Origin of the sequence: Halobacteriovorax sp. BALOs_7, from assembly GCF_003612895.1 — a bacterium.
Lineage (GTDB): Bacteria > Bdellovibrionota > Bacteriovoracia > Bacteriovoracales > Bacteriovoracaceae > Halobacteriovorax_A > Halobacteriovorax_A vibrionivorans.
The window spans coordinates 3,106,856-3,129,147 of record NZ_CP027772.1 but is presented as its reverse complement, the minus strand read 5'-3'; the positions used below and the strand labels follow the sequence as shown (position 1 = coordinate 3,129,147).

At 34.5% G+C, this 22,292-nt stretch carries 19 protein-coding genes and 1 tRNA gene; 8 read left to right on the top strand and 12 right to left on the bottom strand.

Annotated features, from left to right (window positions below):
- Positions 1–2 precede the first annotated feature (2 nt).
- Complete coding sequence (gene glpK, locus BALOs_RS14975) at positions 3–1,481, bottom strand: glycerol kinase GlpK (protein WP_120405619.1); 1,479 nt, start codon at positions 1,479–1,481, stop codon at positions 3–5.
- A gap of 327 nt (positions 1,482–1,808) precedes the next feature.
- Between glpK and BALOs_RS14965 the strand changes: the two genes are divergently transcribed.
- Complete coding sequence (locus BALOs_RS14965) at positions 1,809–2,372, top strand: TlpA disulfide reductase family protein (RefSeq protein ID WP_114705972.1); 564 nt, start codon at positions 1,809–1,811, stop codon at positions 2,370–2,372.
- Here BALOs_RS14965 and hutI read toward each other — a convergent pair.
- From hutI to BALOs_RS14925, 8 genes are read right to left on the bottom strand one after another with little or no spacing between them, the layout of a single operon-like run.
- Complete coding sequence (hutI, locus tag BALOs_RS14960; RefSeq protein WP_120405618.1) at positions 2,365–3,591, bottom strand: imidazolonepropionase; 1,227 nt, start codon at positions 3,589–3,591, stop codon at positions 2,365–2,367. The genes BALOs_RS14965 and hutI overlap by 8 nt on opposite strands.
- Positions 3,591–5,129 carry a histidine ammonia-lyase gene (gene hutH, locus BALOs_RS14955; RefSeq protein WP_120405617.1) on the bottom strand — a complete coding sequence of 513 codons (1,539 nt, stop codon included), beginning with the start codon at positions 5,127–5,129 and terminating at the stop codon, positions 3,591–3,593. Before hutH ends, hutI begins: the two co-directional genes overlap by 1 nt.
- 10 nt (positions 5,130–5,139) lie before the next feature.
- Positions 5,140–5,793: a ribulose-phosphate 3-epimerase gene (gene rpe, locus BALOs_RS14950; protein ID WP_120405616.1), complete on the bottom strand. Its 654-nt coding sequence runs from the start codon at positions 5,791–5,793 to the stop codon at positions 5,140–5,142.
- 10 nt (positions 5,794–5,803) lie between these two features.
- The gene (fmt, locus tag BALOs_RS14945) at positions 5,804–6,748 is read right to left on the bottom strand and encodes a methionyl-tRNA formyltransferase (protein WP_162929724.1); all 945 of its coding nucleotides are present in this window, start codon (positions 6,746–6,748) and stop codon (positions 5,804–5,806) included.
- The gene (gene def / locus BALOs_RS14940) at positions 6,748–7,338 is read right to left on the bottom strand and encodes a peptide deformylase (RefSeq protein WP_114705967.1); all 591 of its coding nucleotides are present in this window, start codon (positions 7,336–7,338) and stop codon (positions 6,748–6,750) included. The genes fmt and def overlap by 1 nt, the downstream gene beginning before the upstream one ends.
- A 46-nt stretch (positions 7,339–7,384) precedes the next feature.
- Positions 7,385–8,491 carry an LptF/LptG family permease gene (locus BALOs_RS14935; protein ID WP_114705966.1) on the bottom strand — a complete coding sequence of 369 codons (1,107 nt, stop codon included), beginning with the start codon at positions 8,489–8,491 and terminating at the stop codon, positions 7,385–7,387.
- Positions 8,488–9,186 carry a hypothetical protein gene (locus BALOs_RS14930; protein WP_120405614.1) on the bottom strand — a complete coding sequence of 233 codons (699 nt, stop codon included), beginning with the start codon at positions 9,184–9,186 and terminating at the stop codon, positions 8,488–8,490. The genes BALOs_RS14935 and BALOs_RS14930 overlap by 4 nt, the downstream gene beginning before the upstream one ends.
- Positions 9,187–9,201: 15 nt before the next feature.
- Positions 9,202–10,080 (bottom strand): hypothetical protein, encoded by an 879-nt coding sequence (locus tag BALOs_RS14925; RefSeq protein WP_120405613.1) that lies wholly within the window; start codon positions 10,078–10,080, stop codon positions 9,202–9,204.
- A 158-nt stretch (positions 10,081–10,238) separates the two neighbouring features.
- On the opposite strand from BALOs_RS14925, the gene BALOs_RS14920 reads away from it, so the two are divergent.
- Together BALOs_RS14920 and BALOs_RS14915 are read left to right on the top strand one after the other, a co-directional pair.
- Positions 10,239–11,267, top strand: coding sequence for a hypothetical protein (locus BALOs_RS14920; RefSeq protein WP_120405612.1), 1,029 nt, complete (start codon positions 10,239–10,241; stop codon positions 11,265–11,267).
- A gap of 95 nt (positions 11,268–11,362) precedes the next feature.
- Positions 11,363–13,354, top strand: a complete 1,992-nt coding sequence (locus BALOs_RS14915) for a hypothetical protein (protein ID WP_120405611.1) — start codon at positions 11,363–11,365, stop codon at positions 13,352–13,354.
- A 53-nt stretch (positions 13,355–13,407) separates the two neighbouring features.
- Here the strand turns inward: BALOs_RS14915 and BALOs_RS14910 are convergent, their stop codons facing one another.
- A complete protein-coding gene (locus tag BALOs_RS14910) occupies positions 13,408–14,880 on the bottom strand; it encodes a hypothetical protein (RefSeq protein ID WP_120405610.1) in 1,473 nt (490 codons plus the stop codon).
- Positions 14,881–14,971: 91 nt separating this feature from the next.
- On the opposite strand from BALOs_RS14910, the gene BALOs_RS14905 reads away from it, so the two are divergent.
- The 5 genes from BALOs_RS14905 (at position 14,972) to ychF (ending at position 19,641) form a co-directional block, all read left to right on the top strand.
- The gene (locus BALOs_RS14905) at positions 14,972–16,810 is read left to right on the top strand and encodes a transglycosylase domain-containing protein (RefSeq protein ID WP_114705960.1); all 1,839 of its coding nucleotides are present in this window, start codon (positions 14,972–14,974) and stop codon (positions 16,808–16,810) included.
- 71 nt (positions 16,811–16,881) lie between these two features.
- A tRNA-Gln gene (locus BALOs_RS14900) sits at positions 16,882–16,957 on the top strand.
- A gap of 30 nt (positions 16,958–16,987) precedes the next feature.
- Positions 16,988–17,935: a ribose-phosphate pyrophosphokinase gene (locus BALOs_RS14895; RefSeq protein WP_162929729.1), complete on the top strand. Its 948-nt coding sequence runs from the start codon at positions 16,988–16,990 to the stop codon at positions 17,933–17,935.
- A gap of 12 nt (positions 17,936–17,947) precedes the next feature.
- On the top strand, positions 17,948–18,532 hold the full coding sequence (gene pth / locus BALOs_RS14890) for an aminoacyl-tRNA hydrolase (RefSeq protein WP_114705958.1): 585 nt from the start codon (positions 17,948–17,950) through the stop codon (positions 18,530–18,532).
- Complete coding sequence (ychF, locus tag BALOs_RS14885) at positions 18,532–19,641, top strand: redox-regulated ATPase YchF (protein ID WP_114705957.1); 1,110 nt, start codon at positions 18,532–18,534, stop codon at positions 19,639–19,641. The genes pth and ychF overlap by 1 nt, the downstream gene beginning before the upstream one ends.
- A gap of 52 nt (positions 19,642–19,693) precedes the next feature.
- Here ychF and BALOs_RS14880 read toward each other — a convergent pair whose 3' ends face one another.
- Positions 19,694–21,745 carry a lytic transglycosylase domain-containing protein gene (locus tag BALOs_RS14880; RefSeq protein WP_114705956.1) on the bottom strand — a complete coding sequence of 684 codons (2,052 nt, stop codon included), beginning with the start codon at positions 21,743–21,745 and terminating at the stop codon, positions 19,694–19,696.
- Positions 21,729–22,292 (bottom strand): hypothetical protein, encoded by a 564-nt coding sequence (locus BALOs_RS14875; protein ID WP_114705955.1) that lies wholly within the window; start codon positions 22,290–22,292, stop codon positions 21,729–21,731. Before BALOs_RS14875 ends, BALOs_RS14880 begins: the two co-directional genes overlap by 17 nt.

Here is a 22,292-nt window from a genome sequence, read left to right as displayed (position 1 = left end):
ATTTAGAAATTGATTTCTATATATTTAGACCAAAGATTCTTCTTATAGTCGTAATATTGTCGATGATCATTTTTAGTTTCAAATAAAGACTCTTTCTTCCATTGTTTACTAACATCTTCTATGGTCATAAGCCCTGCTCCAATTGCAGCTGCTAGTGCAGCTCCATAAGATGTCGTTTCAATTATTTGTGGTCGTGTTACATTAATTTGAGAAATATCTGCTTGAATTTGCATAAGGAGGTTATTTGCAACAGCTCCACCATCTACTTTGAATTCTTCAAGATCACTACCCATATCACTTTTCATTGCCTTAATTAGATCATTAATACTTAAAGCAATTCCTTCAAGTGCCACACGACATATATCATCAGTATTTGTTGCTCTTGTCATTCCAATTAGAGCAGCTTTTGCGTTTGGTCTCCAATACGGTGAACCAATCCCTGTAAAAAAAGGTAGAAGTAAAAGGTCTTTAATTTGATCAATATTTTTTACATTTAAGGCCTTATCTTCTGTTTGAGCGGCATTATCAATAATCTGTAAATTATCTCTTAACCATTGCACGCAGGCACCAGCAATATAACAAGATCCTTCTAAAGCATAGTGTGTCTTACCTTGATACTTATAAGCAACAGTAGTGAGTAATCCATGATCTGAATATTTCTTTTCTTCTCCAGTATTAACTAACATGAATGCGCCTGTACCATAAGTACATTTACCAGTTCCTTGTTTAAAACATGCTTGACCAAACAAGGCCGCTTGTTGATCTCCCAAAATTCCGTTTATAGGAATTCCATCAGGCAGAAAGCTTAATCCTTTAGTTATTCCAAAGTCACAGATCGATTCACATATTTCAGGTAATAGATTCTTATCTATCCCTAGTTTCTCACATAGTTCATCATCCCATGAACAATTATCAAGTTCCATTAGGAGTGTTCTTGATGCATTTGAAACATCTGTTTTAAAAGATGTTTGTCCAGTTAAACGATAAAGTAAGAATGTATCAATCGTTCCAAATCTTAGGTCGTTATTCTTATGGGCCTCTTTTACGTATTGGTTATTCTCAAGAAGCCAGTGCATTTTTGTACCAGAAAAATATGGGTCTAGCGGTAGTCCAGATTTCTTTTTGAATAACTCTTCATCTGCTTTAATCGATTCACAATATTGTGCCGTTCTACGGTCTTGCCAAACGATGGCCTTAGCAAGAGGTTCTCCTTTGCGATTAAATGCACATGTCGTCTCTCTCTGGTTTGTAATACCGATGGATTTAATCTTACTAGTATCGATATTATTTCTCTTTAATACTGTTTCGACAGTTAGACGTACACTCTTCCATATTTCATCGAGATCATGCTCTACCCACCCAGTATTTGGAAAATACTGTTTAAATTCTTGATTTTCTTTGTCAATGAATTCAAAAGTCTCAGCATTAATAACAGTTGCAGTCGTACCAGTTGTTCCCTGATCTAATGATAAAATATACATATTTACTCCAGTATAGAGAGAATTAATTTAAATATTATTGAGATAATCTTAACCCAGGATCATGCCCTGGGTAATTGCGCACAATGCTGTTTATTGCAATTTCCCACTGGCCAGCTAAGAATGAGTTGGAACCCTTTAAGATTGTTACAGATAATCCGACAAGTATGACAAGTAGGAATATGAACTCGATGAAAGTTTGGCCGGAATCATCTAAAAAATGTTTGCGACTCTTATTTTTGCCAATTTCTTTCATTTTAAGTTGCCTTTTTTGCATGATGCAATTATTTCTTACTTTGTGTATAATTGTATTTTAACTGGGGTCGGAAATTGAGTACAGAAAGAAAAAAATTTCCATTTAAACTAATCGCAATCGCTTGTTTTCTAGTATTGGGCTCATTATTTGTTACTGATGAGAGTTTTACTACTGCTAAAATTGCAGGCGTTGATACAAAAAAGATTCAACATTATGAGTCAATGCTCGTTAGGCCAGATTTAAAATCAATTAAAGGTAAAGAGTTTAAAAAAGAAGATCTTTCAAAAGGTGTTGTGATTTTAAACTTTTGGGCAAGTTGGTGTACACCTTGTCTTGAAGAATTCCCTAGTCTAGTTTCATTAAGATCTGGAATTGAAAATAAAGATCTTAAAATCATTGCAATTAACTCTGATGAAGGGCCAAAGCAAGATAAGAAAATCAATGAAGTTAGTAAAAAGTTTAATGTTAACTTTGATATCGTTAAAGATAAGAACGGAAAGTTAACTGATGCATTCATGGTTTCAGCAATCCCAGTCTCTATTGTATTCAAAGACGGAAGAGTGATGGAAGTCGCTAATGGATCAAAAGACTTTAACTCTGAAGAATTCAAAGAAAAAATTCAGGAATGGCTTAAATAGAATTTCTATTAACGGCCAAGTTTCTTCCCCAATTATATGTAATTTCAGAAATTGTCTTTGTCTTAAAGACGCTAAACCTTGGTTTTAACTTTTCTACTACTGCACCTTGATCATATTTACCAACTGCAGCTGCTGCATTTAATGTAATACCACTCCACATTTGAGTCATATTAATTCCATATAAAGGAGCAGCAATTGATGCTAACAATAGTAAATTGTCACAATGACATGAACCAGGATTGTAATCTGAGGCAATAGAAAGTTTACACCCACCATCAGCTAGTGCCTTGGCATCTGCTTTAGGTTTACCTAAGAAAATTCCTGTACCTGGTAATACCGTTGCTACTGTTTTTGATTCTGCTAACTTTTTAATTCCATCTTCAGTAGTACATAGAAGATGGTCTGTACTGAGTGCTTCGAGTTCACACGCGAGTATTGCACCTTTGTTATCATTGAATTCATCAGCATGAGTTTTCATTGGAATGTTAAACTTCTTCGCAGTTTGAGCTAATTTTTTAACATCATCAGCATTGAAGTAGCCTTTCTCATGAAATATATCAACACAATCAATAATTCCATCATTACCAATTTCTTCGAGTAGTGGAATGACGATTTCATCCATATACTTTTCAGTATTATCGTAGCTCTTTGGTAGTGCATGTGCTGGCATGAAGGTATTGATGATTTGAATATCTGGAGCAAATTCTTCTTTAAGTTTAGCTATTAGTTTTGTCATTCGCTTTTCTCCTTCATAAGAAAGAGAGTAGCCTGATTTAACTTCAATCGTTCCAATACCGTACGATGCAATTCTGTTTACTCTTTCACGACATAGATTTAAAAGTTCTTCATCACTTGTTTCATTTGTTCCAACTGAAGTTGCAACAATTCCACCACCAGCTTCAGCAATGGCCTGGTAATCAGCACCATTTAATCTCATTTGGTATTCATCAGCTCTGTTACCACCAAAGATTAGGTGAGTATGTGAGTCTACAAGCTCAGGTGTAATGACATAACCACTTAAGTCTTTAGTAGACTTTGCTTTATCTTGATATTCTACAGGAATATTTGAACTTTCTCCGACCCAAAGGATTTCATTGTCGTTAAAAACAATAGCGGCATCTTTAATGATTGAAGAATCTTCAGGCAGAAGATTGCGGCCATCCTTTTTAAATGCTTCTTTGAGTGTTAATAGTTCATTAATATTCTTGTAGATATACATTATTTTAATTTCCCGACGTGTTTTTCTACAGCTCTTAATAATTCGCCATTATCGACTAGAGCTTCAATATAGTTAATATCTTTGTAAAATACGCGATCTTCTTCAATTTTATCAACAGACTTTCTGATATGAGCAATTAACTCTTCAATTGCATCTGATGATCTTAGTGGCCTATGGAATTCGATCGCTTGCGAATTACATAACAGTTCAATGGCAAGACACTTTGTTGCATTTTCAATTACTTCATGAAGTTTTCTTCCTGATGTTACACCCATTGAAACATGATCTTCTTTATCTGTTGATGTTGGTACTGAGTCCACACTAGCAGGGTGACATAGGTATTTATTTTCAGAAGTCAGAGCAGCAGCAGTAACGTGTGCAATCATGAGACCGCTATTAAGACCTGATTCAGGTGTAAGAAATGCTGGTAGATCTGAGAATGTTGGATTCATCATCTTTTCGACACGTCTCTCACTAATATTACATAACTCAGCAACACCAATAGCAAGGTAGTCCATTGCCATAGCAATAGCTTCACCGTGGAAATTTCCACCAGAGATAACTTCATCTTCACTAAGAAATATTAGAGGATTATCAGTAACAGCATTTAATTCAATTCCAATTACTTCTTTTGCATGGGCAAGTGTTTGTCTTGAGGCTCCGTGGACTTGAGGAACACAACGAAGAGAATATGGATCTTGAACCTTTCCACAGTCTACGTGAGAGTCAAGAATTTGGCTTCCAGCTATAATATTATTTACGTTAATTGCAGATGCAATTTGTCCTGGGTGAGGTTTTAGTCCATGAATTTTTGGATCATACGCTCTTAGTGTTCCACGTACACCATCTAAAGTAGTTGCTGCACAAATATCGGCAACTTTAATCAGATTTTCTGTTTTCTTAATTGCCAGTGCTCCTAGTGCGGCCATAACAGCTGTTCCGTTAATTAGAGCAAGTCCATCTTTTGGTCCAAGGACAACTGGTTCTCTTCCGATATCTCTAATGGCAAAATCTGAGCGAACCTCTTTACCGCCGTAAACAACTTCTCCTTCACCAATTAAAGCAAGTGCAATATGTGAAAGGGGAGCAAGGTCACCTGAGGCTCCAACTGATCCCTTTTCAGGAACAACAGGGATAATATCATTGTTTATAAACTCAATTAGTAACTCAACGGCTTCAATCGTTACACCTGAAAATCCAGAAGCGAGACAATTTGCTCTAAGTAGCATAATTGCTTTCGTGATTTCTTTCGTAAATGGTTTACCCACTCCAGTACAGTGTGAACGAATAAGGTTAACTTGAAGTTGTGATAGATCTTCTTTTTTGATGTGTTTATCGGATAAGGCACCAAAACCTGTATTGATCCCATATACTGGCTCACCTTTATCAACAATATTTTGAACGTAAGCTTTAGACTTAAGCATATTGTCTCGTGCAATATCACTTAGCTTTACTTTTACAGTGTTCTTTTTTGCGTATGATACTTCATAGATGTCATCGACACTTAGACTGTGTCCATCGATAATAATTTCTTTCATCTTTATATTCCTATCTTAAAGTCTCTATTTGTGTTTTATATTGATCTTTTTCTTTTCCGAAAATATATGACCCTGCAACCATATTGTCGGCACCTTTGTTACGACATTTTGTACCAGTCTCTTCGTTGATGCCTCCATCAACTTGTATTTTAAAACTTAGGTTATTCTCTTTTCTCACCTTGTTTAGATATTCAATTTTATCTAAGGCATTTGGCATAAAACTTTGCCCACCAAAACCAGGTTCAACTGACATTACTAATACAAGATCTAGTTTCTTTAATAGTTCTAAATCTAGATCTTGTGCCTTGGTCTTTGGTTTGATGGAAAGACCAATGCTATTATAGTGACTACGATATTTTGAAATGAGCTCTATATGGTCTGTCTCAATTTCAAAGTGATAAGTGATATTTTCTATCCCTACATCCTTTAGCTCTTCCATATGAAATTCTGGATTAGTTACCATTAGGTGAACATCAAGAGGTAGATTTGTTTTCTTTTTCAATTGTTTAATAATGGGTATACCAAATGTTAAGTTTGGTACAAAGTGGCCATCCATAACATCAAGGTGAAGCCATAGATCGTTTACATCTTCAATTACAGAGATATCGGAAATTAGATTTGTGAAGTCAGCGGCTAAAATACTTGGTGATATTATGGTCTTCATCTAATCTCCTCTATGAAATTTCAAATGTATCGTATTTATTAGTAAGCCCGTTTACTGCATCAGTATCTCGGCAGGCTTTCTTTCCTTCTAGTTGAATCATATCTAGACGTATAGTTTTATCTTTCGATCCTACTAAGATTTTATTGTCACTTATTTTAATCTCACCTGCATTCAATTTGTTTCCTGTGTAAGGACTAATTTCTAAAACCTTTAGTCTTTTACCATTTAGAAAGCAAAATGTTCCAGGCCAAGGTTTTAGTGCACGTACTTGATTATGAATTTCATTATATGTTTTTTCAGAAAACTTGATATGGCCGTCTTCTTTTTTTAATGTTGGTGCAAAAGTAACATCTTCTTCATTTTGCTTATAAGAAGAGATATCATCGTTAATCATATCTTGAATGAAATCATTTAGAGTAAGTGAGGCAGCAAACTTTAGACGTGTATATAGTTGTCCACCTGTTTCTTCAAATGAGATTGGAAGTTTTGATTCTTTTACGATATCTCCGGCATCCATCTTCTTGACCATTTTTTGAATTGATACACCAGTTTCATTATCACCATTTAAAAGTGCGTACTGTATTGGTGCAGCACCTCTATACTTTGGTAATAGAGAAGTGTGGATATTAAAGCATCCAATCGTTGGCATATTTAAAACTTTTGATCCAAGAAATTGTGCAAATGCTAGAACTAAAAAGAAATCAGCATTGAGTTCCTCTAGTTTAGCAAGTAGCTCTTCATCTTTATTGATATTCTCTGTTTGATAGAAGTTGATTCTATTGTTTTTGCAGTATTCGATCACTGGTGGAGATTGCAGTTTTTGTCCACGGCCAGCTTTTCTATCCGGCATACTTACAACTAATTGCAGGTCAATCTGTGGGTGATTTGCAAGTAGTTCAAGGCTTGGACATGAAAAATCAGGAGTTCCAAAAAATACAGCTTTGAGCTTTTTCACTATCTACCCTTTACTCGCTTCATATATCTTTTTGTTAAGAAGTTTCTTTTTAGAGTTGATAATCTCTCTAAGAAAACAATTCCATCAAGATGATCATTCTCGTGTTGTATGCAGACTGATAATAGTCCATCTGCTTCAAGAATTTGCTCATTTCCATCTAAGTCTTGATAAGTAACTTTAATTGCTTCAGCTCTTTTCACTTCTTCATAGATTCCAGGTACAGATAGACAACCTTCTTCATAAACGATGTCACCTGCAGTCTTTTCAATTTTAGGATTGATGAAAATTCTAGGATTAAAGTTTGAGATGTCGTAATCACGTGTACCATCTGCACGAGTTACTTCTTTTCTTTCAAAATCGATATCCATTACAAAGATGCGATCAGAAACACCAATTTGTGGTGCCGCAAGACCAATACCTGGTGCGTGATACATAGTATAGAGCATGTCTTTGGCCAATTTCTTAAGAGAGTCGTTGAATTCTGTGACAGGTTCTGCAACTTTTTTAAGAATTGGTGCTGGATAAGTAAATATTTCTAGTTTTTCACCTTCTAGGGTGTAGTCTTTTAAAAATTCTTCTGTAGTATTCATGGCCCACTTATATCACGTGTGCACCGCACAAGTCCAGTGAGGAAACTTAGGTTAAGCGCCTGTTTTTATAGAAAATAATGGCAATGAAGAGGATGAATAGTGCTGGGACAGTAAAAGTTGCTAAAAATGGGTTAATTTTTAGGTTTCGTCCTAGTTCTAAAAAGTAAGTTTGTACTAACCAGTAGAGTATTGTGAAGACAAAAATAAATGCAGCACTGCGACCAAATGAACTATTTCTTCTATTTGGATTAAAGATACTAGTGGCCGCAATAAGAGCAAAGATAATACAAATAAGCCCTTCTGAAATATGCATGTAGAACATTACGAGATATTCATTAACATTGATACCATTGCTATTTAGTTGTGAGATATATTCATAAAGTCGCAAAAAGGTTAGTGTCGAGATATCTGCTTCAATCTTATTGAATTCCTCTAGGCTCTCGTCAAGATTGATGGGTAATTCATGGGCATCAATTTTAGGAAATGAAGGAGTTTCAAGATCATCGTAGCTCATCCCTTCATTTGGCCACCAACGCTGTGTTGTTGAGTCATAACTTAACATCTTAAATGTATCGATCTTTGTAAGCTGTTTATTATCATTGTAATGATAAATAGTTACATCATTAAGTGTATTGGTCTTACGATCGAAATTTGCAAATGAGAAAAAGTACTTTGGTGATTTATACCAAATCTTTCCTGATTTAATTGTGGAAGATGAAAGGCCCTTCTTTTGAAAAACTCTAAACTTCTCATCAGGATTTTCAAGTATATTTGCTCTTCTCGAATTTATATAAGGGCTTATATAACCACTTAAGATAAATTGAAATAATGCAACATAGATAGAGGTTGTAAGTATATCTTTAAGATAATTTTGACGAGAGTATCCTCCCGCAAAAATGGCCACAAGCTCGTTTCTACTTTTTAACTTATTAATAGAAAAAAGACTCGCAATTAAACAAGAGATTGGAATTACTTTAATTAAGAAGCTTGGTAGTTGAATTATATATCCAAGTAGTACCTCTTGAGCTGTTACTGTTTCACGTAAAAAGCCTGTAATAAGGTTTCCAAGTGAAATTAACAGCAGCAGTGATAGTGCTGAAGAGGCAAAGAATTTTAGCCACTCTCTTGTGATTAAGGTTCTAACTACATTCATTTTACTACTTTATAGATTAAATAAATTATTGGCCTTAAAAATAACTTATTAAATACAAAATCTAAAGACCTATTACGTTCAAAAGAATTCACGATATATGGTGAGTAATCGTAATAACGATTAATAAAAATAATACCCGCACTATACTTTGCTAGCTTAACTTTAAAGGCCCTTAGTGTGTTTAATAAGTCTTCATTTTCTGGATAAGCATGTGTTGCTAAGTAACAATTCTTTGATCTAACATTGATTTTTTCATAAGCCTGTTGAAAGGCTTTTTTATTATGTGCCTGTCCAGACCTTAAAAATTTTTTTATTAACTGTGCATTAGCATGTTGATATTTATACCCAATAGAAAACTTAATAAATTGTTGTAAGCATCTAACCGATTCTTGTCTTAATCGAGGACTTTTATCATATGACTTTGCAAGGTTCCAGTAAGCCTGGCTTACAAGTAGCAATTCTGCAACATCTCTTTCTGGATCAAACATCTTTGGTGTTAGATGCTTTTCGTCTGTTCTATTGTATGCGGCCAATATACCCAGGTAGTGTTTAAACTTTTCAACACTTTTTGGGAGGTCATTTTTAGCAACAAAATCAAGTGCTTGTTTAAGAGTTTTTAATCTTTCGGCATATGCATTCTTGACGCCTTCATTTAACTCTTCAACTTCACCGTCATCTTTCTTTTTATTGCTCATGATTAATACCGATTGTTAGAAGCGATATGAAAGAGAAAAAGAAGTTTCTTGGATCTCTTCAGCTATTTGTTTTAATAAAGCATCTTCATCAACAGAGATATTAGACATGGCAAAGTTTAAAGTTAACTTAGGTTGAATCCAGCTTATTCCAAATCCAGAACCTGATTGCATATCAATCTTATCGTCAAACATACCTGCTCTTATATAAAAGTCAGAAAGAACATTGAATTGGATAGCACCTCTTACAAGAGAGCGCTCAGAGAGCTCTGTTGTGTAATCAGCACCGGCATCTAGCATTAGGGAAATAAATTTTCCATATTGGTACTGCATTCCAAGAATTGCTTTCGTTCCATTTTCAGAACTTTTAAATGGATCCATTGCAACCATACCTAGTGATAGGCTTGATGTGACTGCATGAAAAACACCAATATTAACTTGTGAGTATTCATTCTTTTCTATATTTCCTAGATAGTTATCAACTCTTTTTATATCTTGATATGTAAAACCAAGAGACGACTTAGGGCCAACCGTTGAAGCAAATGAAGTAGACAGTTGTTTGTAATTTTCGTCACTCTTCTTAGTCTTAACGTATGAAAGAGATCCTTTTAGAGCCTTTGAACTATCAGAGGCAATTACAGCTAAATTTGAAGAGCCTTTTAAATTATTTTCTTCAAGATCTTTATTGTCTGTAGAAGATTTCTCAACATAAACTGAAGACATATTAAAAAATGCAATAGGGGCCGGGTTTAAGACAGTTGCTTCATCCATTAGAAGTGAGGCAACACCAGCTCCACCTGTCGACTTTAAACGCGTCGTTTTGTAGTCTAATATTTTTGCATTTGCACTTAATTGAATGATTAATAATAGTGATATAAATTTTACTAATTTGCTCATGTAATACCCTTGTTAACTTAGAAATATTATAAAGGTAATTTTAAAATTCGTCACATCTATATGCCTGATTGATATTGTCGGTCTTTTGTTCTTATTTGAAATTCAACTTACATGACTCATATTTTTTGGTATTATTATCAGTATTAATTAGGAGATTTATGAAAGTTTTAATTTTTTCGCTTTTACTATTTAGTACACATATTTATGCCTCAATTCCCTCATTAGAAGGTCTTATGAGAAATCCTTCAAATCATGAACTAGATAAGGAACTTGTTGTTGCACATATAATCGTAAAGCGAACGGCTGCTGATTCAGACTTTAATGATGATACGGCACAAGTTAATACAAATTTCTTTAAATATTTATTAGTTTCATCAGAAAATGAAGATGACTTTAAAAAGATGATTGCTGTTGAATATGAGAATGGAAGTTATGATGTTGGAGCCGTAAGTGATATTAAGAAGGCGACAAGGATAGAGGGTTTATTAACAAATGATAATACTAAAAATATTCTTCAGAGCTTGATTTTAAGTTACACGTTTAATAGTTCTTATGGTTTTAATAAAATTTTTAAATCAATAGAGGAAAATTATAAATCTAATTCTGAACTAATTAATAAAGATAAAGCATCCCTTATTGAAGAGTATAAGAAGTTTCTTGTTAAGAAGAAAGAGTACGAAGAGAAAGTTAAGGAATATGAGGATGTTAATACCGCCGCTCCTGTTTCTCCGCTTGATGCTGATGGTGAACAAAAGCAGGCAGAAATTAAAAATATAATGAATTCGTCATTATATCGTGGAACAAATAATCTTAAGTTGATAAAGCGAAACCGTGAATTTGTCTGGTCAATAAACTTAGACAATATTAAGGGTGAATTTAAAAATGATACTCATCAATTAGTCTTCTTGGAACTACATATGAGTGATGATGTTTATACGATTGTTCCTAGAAGTTATGTTACTTATAATGGTCGTTATACACTTCCAAAATATATAGAAGTAAAGAATTCAACATATAAATACCTTATAGAAATACCAACATACTATCTACTAAACTCAGCGAATAAGTCCATTGCCGAGAGAAGACAAGAGTATATCAAATTTAAAGAGCGAAATGATCAACGTGAAAGCGCTCAAGTTTCTATTGAAGGGGAAGAAGTTCAAGAAAAAGTAAATCTATTGTTTTAGTAAGTACCTGATTTTACAACTTGAATTAATTTGTCTTTAAAGTAATTCCTAAATTATCCGATATGTCTTAAGCGATGAATTAAGTAGGATAATTTATGAAAAAAGCAATTCAGTTAAAGTTATTAGTTTGTTCACTTTTAATGGTACCGGCCAGTGCAAAAGTTGTTTTCACTGGAACGAGCTCGATTGGTAGTGGAAGCAGTAATACTTCTACCACTGGTAGCGTTGATGTTGGGCCATCGAGCCGATCGACAACAGTTGAATGTCGAAGAGATAATGCTGTATCTTACGGATTTATGAAAACTCTTCTTTTGGGGAATACTCCAAAATTTACTGTTGCAAATGGTAAAGTGATCATTGATATGCCAACACGAGTATCAGCATGTATTTCAGATATTAGTGCAGAGGCGATCACCAATCCTGTCGATAATAATATTTACTTGAAATTTGATGTTCAAGTTGATTCAAGTGCATATCCTGCTGGAAGTGACTCAATTGAAAAAGAATATGAAAAGTGTATGAATCACTTGGCCGGTGGCGATCCAAATTTCTTTAAGGTTCAAAATCTTATCGATAAAGGACACCTTGCATCTCCATCACGTATTACAATTGATCACCCAAATATTGATCAATCAAGAAATTCAGAACTTGTTATTGCTTCAACAAATAAAGATTTAGATTATCGTGATGATATGCCATTTGGTTTAGCATCTGTTGCACAACATACATCTTTTTCTAAGCCGAGTTTTAATTGTATGGACTTTGCAAAGCCAGCAGAAAGAAAAATTATGGCAAATACGACACCAGAATACGACCTACGTGAGGAAGCAATTGCTGCGTGTAACGGAAAGAATTTAACGGATATTGCAGATAGCTTAAAGAAATTAAGAAGTTCATCTGGTGGTAACTATGATGATTTAACAAGACTTCTTTCAGGAATTCAGCATTCTTTAATTGAAGATGAAGTTGAAGAAATGGTTACAAGAATGGAGGAAATCGAAAGAGATATTGCTCCATCTGCTGAAGATATTGAAAACGGTGATGAATATGGTGTTAGCCGAGATAAGCGTAAAGAACTTTTACGCGAGTATGCAAATCATATGAATAAGTTTTCAAAAGAATTAATCCCAGCTCTTAAGAGTGAATTAGAGCATCTAATGACTGAATATGATGAGCTTGGTGAAAGTACTGAAGATGAAAGACGTAAGGATCAAATTACGGATAAAATTCAAGAGATAAATGATCTTATTGCAAAATTTAATCGTCAAAATGAAAATGGTGCTGAATATAAGCGTGTTATCGCGGCCCTACGTGAAGAAAATATGCAAACTTCAGGACGTAAAGTTTTAACTGGAATTATTCATGCTCAAGAGTTTTCTAATGTAAAACTTGAGGGTGCAAATAAGAGAACTGTTGATAAGGCAGAGACAAATAGTGATAAAGCAATTAGTCGACTTGAAAGAGGGACACTTGCTGACTGGGGTGATGAGGCTTTACTAAGAGCTGGAGATAAATCACCACTTGCTAGACGTCGAAAGATCATTCAAGGTCTACAAGAAAGAGCAGCGAAGGATCGTCAGCAACAACAAGCTAAGTTAAGTGCTTATGATGATTATATTCAATCATATGCTAAAGATTTAGTAAGTAGTTACTGTACTTCTGGTGGGAATTATCAAGATTGTATGACGGTTCAAAGTACTTATGTACCATATATTTATAATCAATATATGGGGTGGAAACAAAATAGTATGAGCGATTATAATTCATATTTTAACAATAGATATGGAAGTGCGATCTCTGAACAGAGAAGTACTCTTGGTCGCTTTAATAATATTTACCGTACAACTCAGCTTAATAATCTTCAATCACAATTAGCATCTGCTTCTTCAGGAAGCCCTTTTGATCTTTGGACTGGAGATACTTCAAGTTACTCTAATGGTATACCAGGGTTTAATTTAGACTTAGGTGGACTTGGACAAACAAACTTTCAAACATCTAATGGTTGGAATGGTCAGGGGAACTTTAATCTAATGGGTAATCAAGCAAGGTCGCCAAGTTCTGGTAATTGGTCAAATCCTTGGCAATAATTAAATTACAAATTAAGAAATAAAAAAGGCTCCTTAAAGGAGCCTTTTGTTTTTTAGAATTTTATATCTGCACCGATGTAAATTAAGTAAGTGTCATTTGTTTCATTTGGTGTTGCCATGTTTGAGAAGGCGTAATAGTCACCAACAAAGAAGTAACCGATATTTGTATTAATCGATACTGAAGTATTCCACTTGTAAGAAAAGTTTGAATCAATTTCAAAACCTAGATCATCCGCTTGATTTGCAGCGGCAGTAAATCTCTTATTCTTTTCGTGGTTAATAGCATCTGATCCGGCCGTTGCAGTTTGATCAGCTTTTGCCCAAATAACTGAATTTGTCCAAGACCATGTTCCTGAGTCATAGCGATGGGCAAACTTAGCATAAGTTGCATTTGTTATTGATGAGTTAAAAACGTTTTGAGTTGTATCTCCAATTGCACCTAAGTTATAGCGAAACATGATATTCGCAACTTGGAAGTTTGGATTAAGGTACATGGCCCCGTAAGTTTGATTGTCAGCTTCTGAACCACTAACCATACCAACATCTAAATGTAGGGAATGGTTTGTATTTAACTTATAAGTATTATTTAAAAGAAATGCCTGAGCATCAACTTCTGTATCAGTTACACCAGGATAGATTTCACCCATATCCCCAGACATTAATGGAACTTCAGCTTCTACTGTATATTTTCCAAAAGTCTTTTTGAAGTAAAGGTCAATCATCGTTACACTAGATGAACCAAGTTCTGTTGCAGTTCCGTCACCGTCAACATCAGCAAATACTGATGTTGAACCACCTGATGTGTTCTTGTTGTATAAAGCACCAAACGTGAATTCACGGTCTAGATTTTCATATAGTAATGAAATACCCATCTCTCTGATTCGACCTGTTTTAGTTAGATTGTTTGCTTTGATTTTTGAGTAGTATGGAGAGAATTTAAAATTACCGATTTTAAAATCAATTGTTATACCATCTCTCATTGATGCAAAACGAGAACCAGCTGCACTTCCATCATTATATACAGCACCTAGACCCCAGTTAAATTTCTGACGTCCAACAGTGTAAGTTGCTGTGTCTGAAAAGAATACTGCATTTGCTTGAGTCAGGTTGATTTCATTACTTGTTACTGTATTGAAAGAATAACGAGCATTAGCAAATGAACCAGTTGTTGTTGCATCTGTTGTTCCAGTTTTTGTTCGGCCATCATTTGATGAGTCACCAAAGTTTCCACCGTAACCATAACCAGAAGTTAATTCTGCATTGATCGTCGTCGAATCATTTACAATGATCGTTGGTTGTAACTTGAAAATATATGTTTGAAAATTAGCTGAATCTGGATCGGCATCTCCAATATCAAAAGCTTGGTCACCGTTAGTAACTGCACCAGGAGTTTGAGTAACTGAGCGATTGTAATCTCCAAGTGAGTGCATATCTGTTTGAAGTTCACCATGCCAATCAATTGGTAGTGCGAAAGAAGTTGACGCTAAAGTGGCAAGAATTGCGGCCTTATTTAAATTCTTTAACATAAGTTGTTATTCCTTTTATAATTGGATTAAATTGTAATGAAATAATATAAGATGACTTGATGTAACGTCAAAAAAATAGGTGTTTTCTTAAATGCTTTTAAAACGATTAAAGATATTATTGCTATTATCAGTGCCGTTTGTTGCATTGTGTGTCATTTTTGTCGTTAAAACAATAAATGACGCAGACTTAAGTCAGGTCATTAGTGGCAAGCTAAGTGAGCATGAGCAAAAATCTGTTATTTTTGAAGAAGGCAGCTTTATTGTTAAAGATGAATTCTTGTTTTTTAAAGCAAATTCAAATGACGAAAGGTTCACATCTGTTTTTAAAAATAAATTTGAAAACTTCAATGAAAGAATTTTAAGTATTAATGAAACATTTGAATTAAAAGCTCTAAGAAATAATAATTGCCACTATAATCGTTGCCTACAGTATAAAATTCCATTTTATAATATTCCAATTATTCTATCTAAAGGTCTTATTGGAATTGAGGACTTTAGATTTCTCGATCATATTGGGATTGATTATATTTCAATCCTGCGTGCAATCGTTGCTGATATTAAAGCAGGTGCCCTTGTACAGGGAGGATCAACTCTAACACAACAATTAGTTAAGAATATATATTTCACTAATGAAAAGTCCTTTAGTCGAAAAATTAAAGAAGCAATTCTTGCTGTATATATCGATTTTAAATTTGAGAAGTCAGATATATTAGAAGCTTATTTTAACGAGGTTTTTTGGGGAAGTCTTGGTGGTGTCAGGGTAAAAGGTGTTCATACTGCAGCGGTGCTGTATTTTAATAAACCTATTTCAGAGCTTGATCCATATGAATCTGCCATTCTTGTTTCGATGTTAAAGGGACCTGGGTATTACCATCCTATATACCGAACAGAGAGATTAAAGGGACGAGCTAATTTCATTTTCAATAAACTACAGGATTTAAATCTCTTTGATTCAAATGAGTCTTATCAATGGAGTGATGAAAAGTGGGATCGCTGGAGGCAGGGACTAAAAGACTTTCAAGAGAAAGGTTTTTATGAAGCAATCTATCTTACAACGACACGTAAAAATAAAGATAAGGACTTGAATGAGTATCGTTTCTTTAAAACTGTCGTAGCATCCAAGGGTCTTTTAGAAGACCTTAAAAAAATAGAAGAGAATTTAGCTGTTAAAATATCATTTGGGCCAAAAGACAAAGAAACCTTTTATTATTCAAAGTTTGAGAGAAATGTAGAAAAGGCCCTTTTAGAAGAAAGGCATGGTGTTGGTTCAACCTTAAAGCCTGTCTTGTATCAAATTTATTTACAGCATGGTTATAAAATCGATGATCTCGTTTCAACTGAGCCAGTTACTTTAGACCTTATAAGTGGTGTATGGACACCATCTGAGTCTCATACTCCAGATGCTAGTGAATATCCAATTTCTCAGGCTTTACAAGAATCCCTTAATAATCCCATTGTCAGGCTAGCAAGGGATATTGGTTTTGAAAAAGTTGAAGAGGATCTTAAATCACGTATTGCAGATATAAAGACTCCGCTGTCGCAATATCCAGCTCAATTACTTGGAGCTGTTGAGTTATCTGTACATGAGTTGCACCAAGTTTATCGCGACTTTTTAGAAAAAGAATGTGAACAAGGCTCTCAAGTATATGAAGCTTTGGCCGATCCTAGAAAAACTACTATCAGACGCATGGTAAAGCCGGCCCTTAGAGATCAGCACTTCTTTGGTAAAACAGGTACATCTAATAATGGTTTTGATAATCTCTTTGTGGGATACGATGGCCATGATCTTTTCACCATTTGGGTTGGATATGAGGGAAGTCGTGCCAATAAAAAAGGTTTGAGATTATACGGGAGTACGACCGCGTTCAGATTGTATCAGGAAATTATCCTATATTCTGGCCAGCGCATTGCATCTTTAGCCTGTGAATAATTGCCGATTTTTAAAAATATCTTGTCAAAAAAAAGATATTAGCTTATATATTACATACATATCGACATTGTTGGGGTATCGACAAGTGGCTAAGTCAGCAGATTTTGATTCTGCCATTCGAAGGTTCGAGTCCTTCTACCCCAACCATTTTTCTCACGGATCAGAGAAAGGGAAGAGATCATGAAACGGATCGTTCTTGTATCAGGCACGTCAAATCCAAAACTTTCATCCGATATTTCAAAAATCTTAGATGTACCCCTTGTTGATCCTCAAGTAACAAAATTTGCAAATGGTGAAACTTTCTGTGAAATCGAACAAAATGTTCGTGGAGCTGATGTTTTCATTATTCAATCAACTTGTGCTCCAGTAAATGACAACTTGATGGAATTATTGATTATGATTGATGCACTTAAGCGTGCTTCAGCAGCTTCTATTACCGCCGTAATCCCACACTATGGTTACTGTCGCCAAGACCGTAAGGTCTCACCAAGAACGCCAATTTCAGCAAAGTTGGTCAGTGATTTAATCACTGTAGCAGGTGCCTCACGTGTTATCACAATGGATCTTCACTCAGGCCAGGTTCAAGGTTTCTTCAATATACCTTTTGATAATATTTACGCCTCACCAGTTCTCGTTGGTCATATAAAGCGAGAGTTAGTTGGTGATAATACAATCTTTGTTTCTCCTGATGCTGGTGGAGTTGAACGCGCTCGTCACTATGCTAAAAAGTGTAAGTGTGACATTGCGATGATTGATAAGCGCCGTACAGGAAAGAATGTGGCCAAGGCCATGAATATAGTAGGTGATGTAAAAGGAAAAGACTGCATTATTCTCGATGATATGATTGATACTGCTGGTACTTTGATTGAGGCGTGTAATGCATTAAAGGAAAATGGTGCAAAGAGTGTCGTTGCTTGTGCGACACACCCTGTTTTCTCTGGTCCTGCAATTGAGAGAATTACAAAATCTGATGCCTTATCAAAGGTGTTGGTCACAAATACAATTCCATTGAGCAAGGCGGCCATTGATAGTGGTAAGATAATTTCAGTGTCGGTAGCTGAAATATTGGCCAAATCGATACATCGAACGTTTAATAACGACTCTGTTAGTTCATTATTTTTATAAAACGGGTTAATTATGAATTATTTAATTGTGGGGCTTGGTAATCCAGGTTCTGAATATAAAGGTACCAGGCATAATATTGGCTGGGATATTATGAATTTTATCAAGCCTGTTAAGGACTTGAATTTTAAAGAGAAGTTTAAGGGCATTTGGTCATCATTTGAAACAGATGAAGACAAATTCTATGTACTGATGCCACAAACATATATGAATTTAAGTGGTGAAAGTGTGATTCCTTTTGCTAATTATTTTAAAGTTGAAGCAGAAAATATCTTAGTTATTCACGATGAATTAGATTTACCATGGGGAACGATCGCATTTAAAGACGGTGGTGGCCTAGCTGGACATAATGGACTTAAGTCCATTGCAGGACAATTAGGTCATAATAATTTTAAACGTTTACGAATGGGAATTGGTCGTCCAACCCATGGAGATGTTTCTAGCTGGGTTTTGGGTCGTTATCACGGCGCTGAAGCTGACTTTATTGACGATTATTTAGAAAAAGCTTCAAAAGCTGTTGAATGTTATGTAAAAAATGGTTTCAAAACAGCGATACAGCGTTATAAGAAGAAAAAGTTATTAGATTTAGGAGATAAGTAATGGCCCTTAATTGCGGGATTGTAGGACTTCCAAATGTCGGTAAATCGACTATTTTTCAAGCATTAACTTCAGCTCCAGCTGAAGCTGCTAACTTTCCATTTTGTACGATTGAGCCAAATATCGGAATTGTAAATGTTGGTGACCAGCGTTTATCTAAGATTGCTGAAATTATCGGTCCACAAAAAGTTATTCCAACAATAGTTGAATTTGTTGATATTGCAGGTCTTGTAAAAGGAGCTTCAAAAGGTGAAGGTCTTGGAAATCAATTCCTTGGAAATATTCGTCAGGTAAATGCAATTGTTCACGTTGTTCGTTGTTTCGACGATCCAAACGTTGTTCATGTTCACGGTGAAGTTAATCCAGTTGATGATATTGAAACAATCAATATGGAACTTGCACTTGCTGATCTTGAAGTCGTTCAAAGAAAGCAGGCAAATCTTCCAAAACTTATGAAGAATCAAAATAAAGAGATTTCTTCAAAAGCTAAAATGCTAGTACCTGTACTTGAGAAATTAGTTGCTCATTTAGAGCAAGGATTCGCAGCTCGTATTCTTGAATTAGATAAGGATGACTTAGAGTTAATCCGTGATCTTAACCTAATCACTTTAAAGCCAACTTTATACCTTTGTAATGTTGATGAAGACAGTGTTGGTGAAGATAATGAATATGTTAAGGCCGTTAAAGACTTCGCAGAAAAAGAAGGCTCACGTGCAATTAAAATTTGTGGAAAGCTTGAGTCAGAAATCTCAGCTCTAGATAGTGAAGAAGATAAAGCTGACTTTATGGAAGCTGCTGGTATTGAAGTTTCTGGTTTAGAAACTCTTACTCATGAAGCATATAATATGCTTGGTCTACGTACATACTTTACTGCTGGTGTAAAAGAAGTTCGAGCATGGACTTTTAAAAATGGTGCAAAAGCTCCAGAGGCTGCAGGTGTAATCCATACTGATTTTGAAAGAGGTTTTATTAAGGCAGAGATCTATCACTATGATGATCTTATCTCTAATGGATCAGAAGCCAAGGTTAAAGAAGCTGGAAAGCTTCGCATGGAAGGTAAGGAATATGTTGTCAAAGATGGTGATATTATTCACTTCAGATTCAATGTTTAGTTAGTTATAAAATATATCGAAATGAAAAAGGGCCTCTTTTGTAGGCCCTTTTTTATAGTTCAACTTGAGATGAAATTTTTCGTTTTGCTTCTTTAGGTCGATTGGTATTAAAGGTCGACGCGATACTCTCTTCAAGAATATATTTATCTTTCATTAAATTATAAAAGAAATAATTTCTATAAATGAGTTTTACATAAAGTCTTGTTTCTTTATATGGAATTTGTTCAATTTGAAAGATTGGATCATCTAAATCCATTAGTTCTTTTGACCAGCGTTTTACTTTGGTTGGACCCGCATTGTATGAAGATAATGCATAGATAATATTCCCATCAAACTTATTTAAAAGACCTTTGAAGTAGCGAACACCAGCATCAATATTCTTATGTGGCTTGAAAAGCTCTTCTTGTTTTCTAAATGTTGTCATCTGTCTTGCTGTTGCAGGCATCAGTTGCATCAAGCCAAGTGCACCTACGGCAGATTTAGCTTCAGGATTAAATGCACTTTCTTGTCTAATAATTGAAAGTACTAATAGTGGATCAATATCAGTATTCACATCTTTTATCTTATCGAGATGTAGCACCGGAAATAGTGTTGTGATATCTATTTTAGAAGGCCTAATTAAGTTTAAATCAATAGTTCGAGAAACCAGTTTAAAACTTGATAAGAAGTCCTTCTTATTTTTAAAGTAATGAAGAAAATAATTAAAGATTGCAACTCTTTGATCTTCAGTGGTCAACGTATCAATTTTAGCTTGATTAGCGATGTCTTTCTTAGGATCAAGCCTAATGAATTCATAAATGAGCTTATCAACTTTACCGTAGTACTTTAGCTCATTCCAAATTCGAGATTCTTTAATATTGCGTTGTCTTAGTTCGGTAAAGTCACTTAGAGTAAGTTCTGGAAGCTTAATAGTGTTCTTATGAAAGTAGAGTGATTTAACATATTTCTTATCAAACTCTGGTAGGTATTCTTGAGCAACAATTGAATAGAAACTCAATGGATTACCTTTAATCATTAACTTGAAAAGATGTTTAGAGAGTGATTCGTTTCCATCTTTCATGTAACTATATGCAATCCAAAACTTTGTTTTTGTATACAAGTTTGAGAATTCATCAATTAGATTATAATTTTGGACAGTGACAATACTCTCTTTATAATTTTCTTGTTTGATCGAATTCCAAAGTAGAAGAAATAAGGATTCATTCTTTGTTTCACTGTCGTAACTTATTTCATATGAGCGTGCAAAGAATCGATTTGCATTCTTTATATCACCATTATTTAGTAGAAGTTTACCAATATAGCGTACTCGTTTCCAAGCTGACTTCTTATAAATATATTCATTATTGCTTTCTTCAAATCTTAAAAACTTTTCTAAGTCTGTTTGAATATTTTTATTATTTTTAATAACTCTTTTAAGCTTATTGTATTGTTTGATAAACTCATTAGTAATAGTGAGCTTATTCTTTTTGATACGATGAAGGTTACTTTGGAAAAGGTATGTGATGTCCTTATCGAAATCGATATGTGAATAAAGATTAGAGTCAATCTTTAAGCCTTCGATTAGAGTAGTCTCAATGAGTTGCTTTTTTATATACTTATAAACTTTCGAATTCTTATCAATATTGTTTAACTTATGAGTGAAAAGAGAGTTTCTTGTGGTAGCTAAATGCTTTATTGCCTTATTAAAGTTACTCTCATCTTTTACGATTTGCGGATAGAATTTATCATCAATAAGATAATTAACAGTGTGGTAGCAGTAGTCTCTGATGTTGCTAACAAATTGATCTTCTACTCTGTTGATACCTTTACTTTTAATATTACACTTGAAGTATTTATTCTTTCTGAGGTCTTCTTTTAGGCTAGATAGAAAATCGAGATGGCCAACATATGATTTGAAGATCCCACCAGTCTTTATTGCTTTCTTTGCATTATTAATTGAATAATTAGAAAGCTTCTTTCTTCTTAAATTGCGCTCAATTTGTGCAATATGACGAGCCGCTTTGATCTCACGATCTTTTGTTGACTGCTTTGCTTGAGCCGTTGTGAAGTAACTCATACTTACAACGATTAAAAATGTAGATAATCTCTTACCCGATAAATTCATTAAAACGACCTTCCATATCTTTGAGTTTGGTCACTACTTCATTTAGGATAACTTTCTTATCCTCTGGAACAACTTGTTGTAAGTTCTTTAAGTAGTTACAAATCTCATCAATGTAGACGGTGTCTTCTTTAAATCTTGTTTGGAAATACTCGACTGTCAGATTTACTTCATCTGCTACATCAGTAAAGTAGTCACCGTCTCTAAATGTTAAACTTCTTTCGAAGCCAGTATGTCTTAAGCCTGCAAGGTATTTTTTTAGTTTGTATAAAGGGCCAGCTACCTTGTGCGTGAAAAATAGAGTCACGATAAATACAAGGATTCCAAAAAACGCTTGGCAAAGTATTAGGAAATTCAATAAATCGCTTTTCATAGTATTTATATGTTCAGCGGATTGTGGGAACTTCTCTGAAATATTAGAAAGTACTTGATAAATAACTAAGGGATAAAATGCACTTAGAACTAAAATGACAATGCATATCAAGATACTAAATTTCAATTGAAATTTAGAGTCTACAATGATGATTGATCTCTTATATGGTTTAGACAC